This window comes from Martelella lutilitoris (assembly GCF_005924265.1).
Classification (GTDB): Bacteria; Pseudomonadota; Alphaproteobacteria; order Rhizobiales; family Rhizobiaceae; genus Martelella; species Martelella lutilitoris.
The window spans coordinates 308,047-319,534 of the sequence record NZ_VCLB01000003.1 but is presented as its reverse complement, the minus strand read 5'-3'; the positions used below and the strand labels follow the sequence as shown (position 1 = coordinate 319,534).

Genomic DNA, 11,488 nt, shown 5'->3' with positions numbered 1-11,488 from the left:
TCCGTTTCCCAGCGGTGCTTGCACGACCACCCTTTGGTCCCTAAAACCATCAGTGAATCGTATGGGAACGGGAGCCTTCGATGGCGACGAAAGCCGGATTGTGGACGATACCGCCGGGCGTGCCGTTTCTGCAGAGCCTTGCCGAAAACCTCCTTTCCGGCCGTCTCGCGCCGGGCTTCAAATATGATGCGAAAGATCCGCTCGCCCTTGCCGATGTAAAGATCTTCCTGCCGACACGGCGCGCGGTGCGCGTGCTACGCGGCGAATTTTCAGACCTTCTTGGCGGGCAGGCGGCGATCCTGCCGGAAATCCGCGCGCTTGGAGAGACCGACGAGGACGAGCACTATTTCGAGGAAAACCTTCCGGAGGCGGCCGAAAGCCTGCCGCCGATCGAGCCCGTGCCGCGGCTTCTGGAGCTTGCCGGCCTGATCCTGCCCTGGCGCAACCGGCTGTCGGACGAGCTTGCCGGCCTTCACGGCGGCTCGCCGCTGGTCGCGCCCGCAAGTCCTGCGGATGCCGTCTGGCTTGCCCGCGACCTTGCCGAACTCATCGATGCGATGGAAACGGAGCGGATCGGTTGGGACCGGCTCGCAGCGCTTGCGGAAGACAATTACGCCATCTGGTGGCAGTTGACCGCCGAATTCCTGAAGATCGCAGCGCTCTACTGGCCGGGACGGCTCGATGAGCTTGGCCGCTCATCGGCGATTGCCCGCCGCAATGCGCTGCTGGCAGGCGAGGCGGAACGGATCGCCGCGATGACCGGCAATGCGCCGGTGATCATCGCTGGCTCCACCGGTTCCGTTCCCGCCGTCGCCGATCTGATTGTCGCCGCCGCCTCTCTGCCGCAGGGCGTGGTGGTGCTGCCGGGCCTTGATTGCGACATGGCCGAGGAAGACTGGCAGGCGCTGACGGCGGCTGATGCCGATCCTTCCATGCCCGACCCCTCGATCCGCAGCCATCCGCAATATGAAATGGCGCGGCTTCTGGAACGCCTCGCACTTTCCCGTCAGCATTTTTCGACGCTTGAGGCGGCGGAGCCTGCGCGCGGCATGCGCAACCGCGTTCTGGCGGCGGCCTTCGCTCCGGCGGAGGCGACGGACCGCTGGCAGGACTGGCGGACCGCGCTTGCCGCGGAAGATCTGGAACAGGCCTTCGCCGATGTCGCGCTGATGGAGGCGGGCAATGAGCGGCAGGAGGCGCTTTCGATCGCCGCCGCCCTTCGGCTGGCGCTGGAACGCACGGGCGAAGACGGCAGGCCGGCGCGCGCCGCGTTGATTACGCCCGACCGCAATCTTGCCCGCCGCGTAGCAGCCGAGCTGCACCGCTTTGCCATAGAGGCGGATGATTCGGCCGGCACGCCGCTTTCGGCCACCGGCCAGGGCAGGCTGGTAACTCTGATGCTGGAGGCGGCGCTGAAACCCGGTGATCCTGCCGTGCTGGCGGCACTGCTCAAACATCCGCTGGCGCGCTTCGGTCTGTCCGCCCGGAAAATGCGCGCCGCCGGTGCGGCCTTCGAGCTGATTGCGCTCCGTGGCGGGACAAAACCTGCCGAACTCGGCCATCTCGCGGGTTTTGTCGGTGAGGCGCTGGAAAAGCAGAAGGACGAGCGTTACCCGCCGCACTGGCGCACGGCCCTGCCGAAGGATGCATCCGAGGCGGCGCGCGATCTGGCGACAAGGATCGACGCGGCGCTTGCGCCGCTGATTGAAACCCATGTGCCGCGCGGTCCGGATCAGCCGCCGCTGACGGAGACACTTGCCCTTTCCGACTGGGCGGAGCGCACCGGACGGGCGCTGGAGGCGATCGCCGCGGATGAGGCAGGCGATTTGTCGGCGCTGTGGTCCGGGGAAGCGGGCGAGCGGCTTGCCACCGTGCTTTCCGAAACCATGGGGTCTGAAACCCCGATCGAAGCCGACGGGCCGCAATGGATCGATATCATGGCCGCGCTGACGGCATCGGAAGCGGTCAAGCCACGCTCCATGGGCAATCCGCGCGTCTTCATCTTCGGCGCGGTCGAGGCGCGGCTGCAGGATGTGGAGACCATCGTCATCGGCGGGCTCAATGAAGGCGTATGGCCGACGCAGGCGAAGAACAATCCCTTCCTGTCGCGCGGCATGAAGGCCGAGATCGGGCTGGAGCCACCGGAAAAACGCGTCGGCCAGCTCGCCCACGACCTGACGATGGCCGCCGGCGCACCGTATCTGATCTTTTCGCGGGCGCTGAGGCAGGGTTCGGCGCCGACGGTTGCCAGCCGCTGGCTGCAGCGGCTCCTGGCCTTTGCCGGGCCTGAGATGGAGGATGCGCTGAAACGGCGCGGCGCGGTGCTTGCCGGCTGGGCTGCCGCCCTTGATGACGAGCCGCGCGCGCCAATCCCGCAGCGCCCGGAACCCTACCCGCCGGCGGAGGACCAGCCGAAGCGCTACTCCTTCTCCGAAATCGGCAGGCTGCGGCGCGATCCTTACGCGATCTATGCGCAGAAGGTGCTGAAACTCGACCCGCTCGCCCCGTTCAATGCCGATCCGTCGGTGAAGGAGCGCGGCATCCTCTATCACGCGCTTGCCGAGCGCTTCATCAAGACCGGCGCTGACCCCGCAGGCGAAGCGGGGCGTGCGGCGATGGAGGATGTGCTTGCCGAGCTCCTGCTCGAAGCCGAGCTGCCGCCGCATCTGGCCTTGAGCTGGGTGCCGCGGTTGAAATCAGTGGCGGATGAATTGCTGAAGTTTGAGGCGGCGCGGCGGCTGTCGACGTCGATCGACACAACGCTGACGGAGGCCGGCGCGGGCTTTGATATTCCCCTTGCCGAAATCCGCCTGACCGGCATTGCCGACCGCATCGACATTCTGGAAGACGGCACGGCCGAGATCATCGACTACAAGACCGGCATGTCGCCCTCGCTCAACCAGGCGCGCTCGCTTCTGGAACCGCAATTGCCATTGGAGGCGGCGGCCCTTGCCGCAGGCGCCTTCAAGGACGTGCCGGCGCTTGAAACGAAGAGCCTTAAATATGTGCGGCTGAGGCCCGGCCATCGGTTCGGCGTCGATGCGCTGGAGAAGGCCGAGACCAAGAAGGACCCGGCCATTACGGCGGAAGGGCTTGCAAGCGATGCGCTGCGCGAATTCACCCGCTTCGTCACCGCGCTGAAAAGCGGAAACCGCCCGTTTGCCTCGCGACTGATCCCGGCAAGTGCGCGGGATTTCGGCGGCGAATACGATCATCTCGCCCGCGTTGCCGAGTGGTCGACGGCGGATGACAACGGGGAGGGCGGCGATGACTGACGATCCGAACCTTGACGCAAGCTCGGAGGACTGGCTTTCCTGGACGACGGGACGCCAGAGGCTCGCCTCCGACCCCGCCCGCACGGTGTGGGTTTCGGCCAATGCCGGTTCCGGCAAGACCCATGTTCTGACCCAGCGCGTGGTCCGGTTGCTGCTTGCCGGCGCCAGGCCGTCCGCCATTTTATGCCTCACCTATACCAAGGCGGCGGCGTCCGAGATGTCGAACCGCGTCTTCGCCCGGCTGGCCGACTGGGCCGTGCTGCCCGAGGCGGATCTTGCCGCCGAGATCGAGGCGATCGAGGGCGCGCGGCCGGATGCCTTGAAGATCGCGGTGGCCCGTCGGCTCTTCGCCCATGCGCTGGAGACCCCCGGCGGGCTGAAGATCCAGACCATCCATGCCTTTTGCGAAAGCCTGCTGCATCGTTTTCCGCTGGAAGCCAATGTCGCCGGGCATTTCTCAGTGCTCGACGATATCGCCGCCGCCACGCTGCTGGCAGACGCGCGTCGCCAGTTGTTGACCGCCACGGCAAGCCGGGAGGATCCGGCGCTGACCGAGGCTTTCCAGACGGTGCTGGACATTGCCGATGACAGCGGGCTTGAGAAACTTCTCGGCGAGATCGTCGGCGCGCGCCATGCCCTTCGGCCGTTTCTCGAGGCGGCGCGACGGAAGAACGGGCTCGACGCGGCATTGCGGGCGGCCTACGGCTTTGACGACGATACGGATGAAGCTGCGGTTGCCGGTGAGGCCTGGCCGCTGGCGGGGCTCGAAAACCTTGCAGCGCTGATCACCATTGCCCGCGACGATGGCGGGTCGCGGGCCGCCGGTTTTGCCGATGCGCTGCAGGCGGCCGTCGAGGCCTCCGATGCGATAACGCGCTTTGCCGCGCTGGAAAGCGCCTTCCTGACGGCGGCGGGCGTGCCGAAGGCTCAATCGACGCTGGTTTTCAAATCGCTCAGGGTAAAGGCGCCGGAACTCGGCGAGGCTGTTGTGGCGGCAGCCGCGCAGGTCTTCGCCATCCGCGACCGGCTGAACCGGTACCGGATTTTCGAGAAGACGCTTGCCGCCCTTATCCTCGCCGACCGGCTGGACGCGCGCTACGAGGCGCTCAAGCAGCGGCGCGGCAAGCTCGATTTCGAGGATCTGATTGCCCGCACGGCAGCGCTGCTGTCGCGCGCGGATGCCGGGCCATGGGTGCATTACAAGCTCGATCAGGGCATTGACCATATTCTCGTCGACGAGGCGCAGGATACAGCACCCCTGCAATGGGATGTGGTGCGGGCGCTGAGCGAGGATTTCTTTACCGGCGAGGGCGCGCGGCCGGGCCTTCGCACCATGTTTGCCGTCGGCGACGAAAAACAGTCGATCTATTCCTTTCAAGGCGCGCGACCCGAGCGCTTCGCCGCCGAAGGCAGGCTGACGGAAAAGCGGGTGACGTCGATCGCGGCGGACTTTTCGAAGATCGGCCTGCCATTGTCCTTCCGCTCCACCGCCTCCGTCCTCTCCGCTGTCGATTGCGTCTTCTCGGTGCCGGAAAACCGCAAGGGGCTCTCGGCGGAAGGCGAGGACACGGTGCATGTCTCGAACCGCATCGGCCATCCCGGCAGCGTGGAGGCCTGGGAGATGATCGCGCCGGAGGACCGCGAGGACGAGGAAGACTGGACCGCGCCGTTTGACGCCACGCCGGAACAGGCGCCGGCGGCCATTCTGGCGCGGCGCATTGCCCATCGGATATCCGAGATGATCGGCCAGGAGATGATCGTCGAGAAAGACCGCGCGCGACCGGTTCGCGCCGGCGACATTCTGGTTCTGGTCAGAAAGCGGGATGCTTTCGTCAACGCGCTGACGCGGGCGCTGAAAGCGCCCCATGACATTCCCGTGGCCGGCGCCGACCGCTTGAGGCTCGCCGACCACATCGCGGTCAAGGACCTGATCGCGCTCGGCCGCTTTGCCGTTCTGCCGGAAGACGATCTGTCGCTGGCCGCGCTGTTCAAGAGCCCGCTTCTCGGTCTTTCGGAAGACGAGTTGTTTTCAGTCGCGGCAAGGCGCGAGAGGGGCGAGCATGTCTGGTCGGCGCTGCGCCGGCTTTCGGCTGCCGGGGACGAGACATTCGGCGAGACGGTCGCGACGCTGGAACGGGTGATCGCCGCCGCCCGCCGGAAGAGCGCCTTCGATTTCTACGCCGACATTCTGGCGCGCGAGGGCGGCAGGCGCGCCTTTCTTGCCCGGCTCGGCAGCGAGGCGGGGGATATTCTCGATGAATTCCTCAATGCGGCGAAGGATCACGAGGATAATGGCCTGCCGGGTCTGCAGTCCTTCCTCGACGTGATGGAAGAAGGCGGTCTCGAGATCAAGCGCGAGCAGGACAAGGGCCGCGACGAGGTGCGGATCATGACGGTTCATGCCTCCAAGGGACTGGAAGCGCCGGTCGTGTTTCTCGTCGATAGCGGCGGCAAGCCCTTTGTCGCAAGCCACCTTTCCGGCTTCCGGATGATGGAGGCGGGACTGCCCGTCTGGCATTCGGCAAAGAAGGAGGCCGACAGCAGCGTTCTTGCCGATATCGCACGGCGCGAGGACGAGGCAAAGGAGGAGTATCGTCGGCTCCTCTATGTGGCGATGACCCGGGCCGCCGACCGGCTGTTCGTCACCGGCTATCGCGGAAAGACGCAGGCGCCCGATTGCTGGCACAGGCTCGTCTGGTCGGCGCTCGAGGCCGACGAGAAGGAACGGGCGCAGCCGATCGAGGTGGCCGGATCCGCCGGGGAAAGCTGGCCGGGGCTTCTGTGGCAGGAAAAAATTCCGCCGCGCTGCTTCGCGCGCGAGGCCGGCACCCAAGGCGAGGGGAACGCGCTGCCGCCGCTGCCTGCGGCGCTGACCGAGCCCTTCCGCGAAGAGGTGCGTCCGGCCCCGCCGCTCAGCCCCTCGCGCGCGGGGCTTGAAGTCGAGGACCCGCCGCCGGTCACCGCCTCGCCGCTTTTCGGCGGGCCGAGGGCCAATATCGCCCTGGAGCGCGGGCGGCTTGTCCATCGGCTCATGCAAGTGCTGCCGGGTTTCGAACCCGCGGAGCGGGAGGCGGCCTGCCGCCGCTATCTGGCGCGGGCGGCCTTCCACCTGCCGGAAGAAGAAAACGACGCCATCCTCAAAGGCGTGATGGCAGTGATCGACGACCCCGAACTGGCGCCGGTCTTTTCGTCTTCTGCCCGCGCCGAGGTTTCGGTGACGGGAACGGTGCGGCTGGAGGCCGGCGATTTCACCGTGTCCGGCCGGCTCGACCGGCTTGCGGTGTTAAGCGACAGGGTCGTGCTGGTCGATTTCAAGACCAACCGCAATCCGCCGGAAGCAGGCGAGGCGGCACCCTTTTCCCATGTGGCGCAGATGGCCGTTTATCGTGAACTCCTTGCGCCGCTCTATCCCGGCAAGGCGGTGGAATGCCTCCTCGTCTATACCGAAACGACCGGAACCCGGCGGTTGAGCGAGGAAGAGCTTTCTGCGGCGCTTGCAAGCCTTTCGACAAAGTGAGCGCAGGGCATTGATTTTTCTCCCGCCTGTGCTCACATGAAGGACAAATATACGATATTGCGAAGGTATCGCGCGAAACGGACGTGATCCTCGCCTTTGCCAAGGAGTTCAAGATGACGACAGTCAAGGTCAATACCGCCAATTTCAAGCAGGAAGTTCTCGAATCGGAAACGCCCGTCGTGGTTGATTTCTGGGCCGAATGGTGCGGCCCGTGCCGGATGATCGGCCCGAGCCTCGAAGAGATCGCTGAGGAAATGGACGGCAAGGTCAAGATCGCCAAGGTCAATGTCGATGACAATCCGGATCTCGCGGTCCAGTACGGCGTGCGGTCCATCCCGATGCTGGCCATGTTCAAGGGCGGCGAACTTGCCGACGTCAAGGTCGGCGCTGCGCCGAAGACGGCGCTTTCGAGCTGGATTTCCGGCGTCGTTCGCTGAGTTCGGACGGTCGTTCAAGCGCATGAGAGCCCGCGTTCGCGCGGGCTTTGCCATATCTGAACGAAGGCGGGAACCTGGCCGCGTCCAAAACGTTCACGCATTCAGAGTGTTTTCGGCCTTTTCGGAGTTTGCCCCAGATGACGAACCGTTCGCCTGCCCGTCTGTCGCTTCTGTTTTTGCCGGTGTTTGCATTGTTCTCAATGCCCGTCGCAGCCGCCGCTCAGGATTTCGAACCCGCCCTCGGCCCGGCCGAGACGTTTTCCTTCGAGACGCTTGCGGAGGAGGCGAAGGCGCTTTCGCAAAAGCCGTTCGAGCCCTATCCGGTCGAGCATCCCGAACTCTTCGAAGCGATCGATTACGACGCGCACTGGAAGATCATGTTCCGCAAGGATCATACGATCGATGTCGGCGACGCGCCGGTGCAGTTTTTCCATCAGGGCCGCTATTTCAAGGAACCGGTGACGATCAGCCTGGTCGAGGACGGCGAGGCGCGCGAAGTGCTCTACAGTTCCGATTATTTCGCCATGCCGGATGACAGCCCGGCAAAGGCAGTCGAGGATTTTGCCGGCTGGGCCGGTTTCCGGGTGATGCGGCCGGACATGAAGACCGACTGGATCTCCTTTCTCGGCGCGAGCTATTTCCGCACCGACGGGCCGGACAGGCAATACGGCCTTTCCGCCCGTGCGCTGGCCGTCGATACCGGTCTTGCGCGGCCGGAAGAATTTCCGCGCTTCACGTCCTTCTACCTGGAAAAGGACGACAAGCCCGGTGACGGCATCGTCATCTACGCCCTGCTCGACAGCAAGAGCGTTGCCGGCGCCTACCGCATCGAGGCGGAAAACGAGGACGGCGAAGGTCAGGTTCTGCATATTACCAGCCGGTTGTTCTTCCGCGAGGCGGTGGAGCGGCTCGGCGTCGCGCCGCTGACCTCGATGTACTGGTATTCCGAGACCCACCGCAACATGGCCTTCGACTGGCGTCCGGAGGTCCATGACAGCGACGGGCTTGAGGTGGTCACCGGTTCGGGCGAGCAGATCTGGCGACCGCTCAACAACCCGCCGCGCGTCGTGACCTCGAGCTTTTTTGACGAGAATCCCGAAGGTTTCGGCCTGATCCAGCGCGACCGGAATTTCGACCACTACCAGGACGACGGCGTGTTCTATAATCGCCGGGCCTCGGCCTGGGTGACGCCGGATGGCGACTGGGGCCGGGGGGCGGTGCAACTCGTCGAACTGCCGTCCGATGACGAGATCTACGACAATATCGTCGCCTACTGGCTGCCGGAAAATCTGCCCGAGGCCGGCGAAGAACGCGATTTTTCCTATACGCTCACCTGGGCAAGGACCGCGCCACCAAATGAGCGCCTCGCCGAGACGACCGCAAGCCGGATCGGCCGCGGCGGCGTGCCGGGGCAGCCGCGTCCGGGCGACCAGGTCAAGGTCGTGGTCGATTTCTCCGGTCCGGCCGTTGAGGGCCTGACGGCCGAAGATGGCGTGGAAGCCGAAATCTCGGTCGGCGGCGGCGCCGAGGTCATCAACGCCTATGCGATGCCGATCGTCGGCACGGACGACTGGCGGATGACCTATGACCTCAAATTCGACGGAACCGCCGATACGATCGATGTGCGCGCCTATCTTTCCGAGGATGGCGAGCCGCTGACGGAGACCTGGCTCGGCCAGTTCCATCCCGGCCAGTTCGCGCCGCACTGAGCGGCGATGTTTCCGGCAATGTGAAAAACACCATCGCTCCGTCGCGGTATCGGCGTTATCCTCCGCCCGCAATAACCGGCAGGAGGCGTGATCATGGGCGAATTTCAGGGGCGGCGGATCCTTTACACGGGTGCAGCAGGCGGGCTCGGGCTTCCGGCGAGCCTTGCCCTGATGCAAGCCGGCGCCGACGTGATCGTGCTCGACAATGATCCGGCCAAGATCGAGGCGCTGAAGGCGGCGGCGGTCGAGAAGAAGCTCTCGGAGAGGCTCACGGTCAGCAAGGTTGATCTGACCGACAAGGCGGCGCTTGAGGCAACCCTTTCCGGGTTTCTGCAACAGGGGCCGATCGACACGGCGATCAACAATGCGGCGATCTATCCCTCAAAGCCGTTCGAGGATTTCACCATGGAGGAGCATGCGAAGATCCATGCCGTCAATGTCGAGGCGGCGCTCATGATCGTCAAGGCTCTGCTGCCGGGCATGCGCGATGCCGGTTTCGGGCGGATCATCAATATCAGCTCGATCACGGTCTCGGGCGGCTGGGAGAACCTCACCCCCTATATCCAGTCGAAGGGCGCGCTGATCATGCTGGCGCGCGGCTGGGCGCGCGAATTCGGCAAATGGGGCATCACGGTCAACACGCTGTCGCCGGGGGCCTTTCCGACGGATGCGGAGAAGATCCATCCGGACCAGGAGGCCTATCAGCGCCGCATCATCGACAGCCAGGCAATCAAGCGCCGGGGCGCGCCTGAAGACCTTGCCGAGGCGCTGATGTTCCTGATCTCGAAGCGCGCCGGCTTCATCACCGGGCAGAATCTCCATGTCGATGGCGGCTGGGTGATGCATTGAGGCCGCGATGTTCTCGCCTTCGCCGCGCCGATCGGTCTATAGAGGGTCACATCAGACTTAAGGAAAGGGAACCGCATGATACCCGTCAATGATATTCAAGGACTGAAGGTTCTCATCACCGGCGCGAGTTCCGGCATCGGGGCGGCTGCCGCGCGCGCCTTTTCGCGCGCGGGCGCGGAGGTGACTATCCATTATAATTCGCGACGGGACGAGGCCGAGAGCCTTGCCGCGGCCCTGCGCGAGGAGGGCGGCACGGCCCATGTCGTTGCCGGCGACGTGACCCGGGCCGAGGACGCTGAGGACATCGTCGCGCGATCAGTGGCGATGATGGGCGGGCTTGACTGCCTGGTGAACAATGCCGGCGCCATCCTGCGCTCGCCGTCGGCCGATTTCGACGAGGCGATCTATGATCAGGTCTTCGACCTCAACACCCGTTCGATCCTGCGCATGGTGCGCCATGCGGGGCCTGCACTAAAAGCAAGTGACCGCGCCTCGGTCATCAATCTCGGATCGATCGCCGGCCGCAATGGGGGCGCGCCGGGCTCCGGCCTCTATGCCGCCGCCAAGGCCGCCGTGCATTCGCTGACAAGGGCTTTGGCGCGGGAGATGGCGGCCGACGGCGTCCGCGTCAACGCAATCGCGCCCGGCGTCATCGAGACGCCGTTCCATGACGAGACGCCGGTTTCCGCGCTCGACGCGGCGCTGGCCGCGATCCCGCTCGCAAGGCTCGGCACGGCGGAAGACTGCGCCTGGAGCTTCGTCTTCCTCGCCTCGCCGACCATGGCCGGCTATATCACCGGCCAGATCCTCGATATCAACGGCGGACAGCTAATGCCTTAGGCGCGCGTCCCTGTCGCCGGCGGAGACCAGCCGGTTGCGCTCCATCATCAGCCCCCAGTTCTGGGCGGAGGCAAGGTGTAGCGCGATGGCGTCCGTCCAGCCCTTCTCCGTCCACTGCTTGAGCGTGCGGGCGGGCAGGTTGCGGTAGCGTTCGTGGTCGATGACGCTGAAGCCGTCGAGCCGGTAGCGGCTCTTGTCGGGAAACTCCATGTCCACATGGCGGGCGAGCAGGATATCGGCCTCGGCGATCGCCTTCAGGAAGGCCGCGTCCTGGGCGCGGTGCTGGTGGTAGGCCTCGCAAAGCTCCAGCATCGGCGCGACCGTCTTGCTCGCCGTGCCGTCGTCGTTGAAGATCGGCGCGGCGTCGGGGGTCTCGGCAAGCGGCTTCACCCGCCCGCTTTCGCTGTCATAGGCGAGATAGCGCGTATCCTCATCGGGCGACTGCACCAGAATGAAGGGATAGCGGCGGATATAGGCGGGCACATAGGCATGCGGCGCCCAGCTGCCGTCCTTCTCCAGCATCAGGTTCTGGCCTTCCCTGAGGCCGACAATGGCGACCGGGGCCGGCTGGCCGGCAGCCTCGATGAAGACGATCGGATAGTGGCGCACGGCCGGCATGAACTCGCTCACCGAAAGCGGGATCGCCGTCGCCTCGGCGGAGAATGCGTAGTCATTCCTCGCCACCAGACCGAGGCCTTTGTGCTCTTCGAAGCGCAGCACCTGTGGCTTCTTGTAAAAAAGCGGCATGGCGTTCTCTTTGGTCATCGATCAGGTCTCCTTCATCCGACGGCCGGAGTGCGTCTTCTACTATCGATGTCGGTTGGCGACAATCGTCAGGTTCCGTCTCTTTCTTGATGCCGG

At 65.1% G+C, this 11,488-nt stretch carries 7 protein-coding genes; 6 read left to right on the top strand and 1 reads right to left on the bottom strand.

Going from position 1 to position 11,488, the window contains the following annotated elements:
• Window positions 1-80: 80 nt before the first annotated feature.
• The 6 genes from addB to FF124_RS06485 all read left to right on the top strand — a co-directional run bounded on the left by addB (window position 81) and on the right by FF124_RS06485 (window position 10,627).
• Window positions 81-3,275 (top strand): double-strand break repair protein AddB, encoded by a 3,195-nt coding sequence (addB, locus tag FF124_RS06510; protein ID WP_187326835.1) that lies wholly within the window; start codon window positions 81-83, stop codon window positions 3,273-3,275.
• Window positions 3,268-6,792 (top strand): double-strand break repair helicase AddA, encoded by a 3,525-nt coding sequence (gene addA / locus FF124_RS06505; RefSeq protein WP_138747677.1) that lies wholly within the window; start codon window positions 3,268-3,270, stop codon window positions 6,790-6,792. The genes addB and addA overlap by 8 nt, the downstream gene beginning before the upstream one ends.
• Before the next feature lie 86 nt (window positions 6,793-6,878).
• Window positions 6,879-7,229, top strand: a complete 351-nt coding sequence (gene trxA / locus FF124_RS06500; RefSeq protein WP_281285247.1) for a thioredoxin — start codon at window positions 6,879-6,881, stop codon at window positions 7,227-7,229.
• A gap of 137 nt (window positions 7,230-7,366) precedes the next feature.
• Complete coding sequence (locus tag FF124_RS06495) at window positions 7,367-8,938, top strand: OpgD/OpgG family glucan biosynthesis protein (protein WP_246072218.1); 1,572 nt, start codon at window positions 7,367-7,369, stop codon at window positions 8,936-8,938.
• Window positions 8,939-9,031: 93 nt separating this feature from the next.
• Window positions 9,032-9,787 carry an SDR family NAD(P)-dependent oxidoreductase gene (locus FF124_RS06490; RefSeq protein ID WP_138747674.1) on the top strand — a complete coding sequence of 252 codons (756 nt, stop codon included), beginning with the start codon at window positions 9,032-9,034 and terminating at the stop codon, window positions 9,785-9,787.
• Between the two features lie 75 nt (window positions 9,788-9,862).
• A complete protein-coding gene (locus FF124_RS06485; RefSeq protein WP_138747673.1) occupies window positions 9,863-10,627 on the top strand; it encodes an SDR family NAD(P)-dependent oxidoreductase in 765 nt (254 codons plus the stop codon).
• Here the strand turns inward: FF124_RS06485 and FF124_RS06480 are convergent.
• Entirely contained in the window at window positions 10,616-11,392 is a 777-nt protein-coding gene (locus tag FF124_RS06480; protein WP_138747672.1) for a SapC family protein, read from the bottom strand. The two genes, FF124_RS06485 and FF124_RS06480, sit on opposite strands and share 12 nt — an antisense overlap.
• Window positions 11,393-11,488 lie beyond the last annotated feature (96 nt).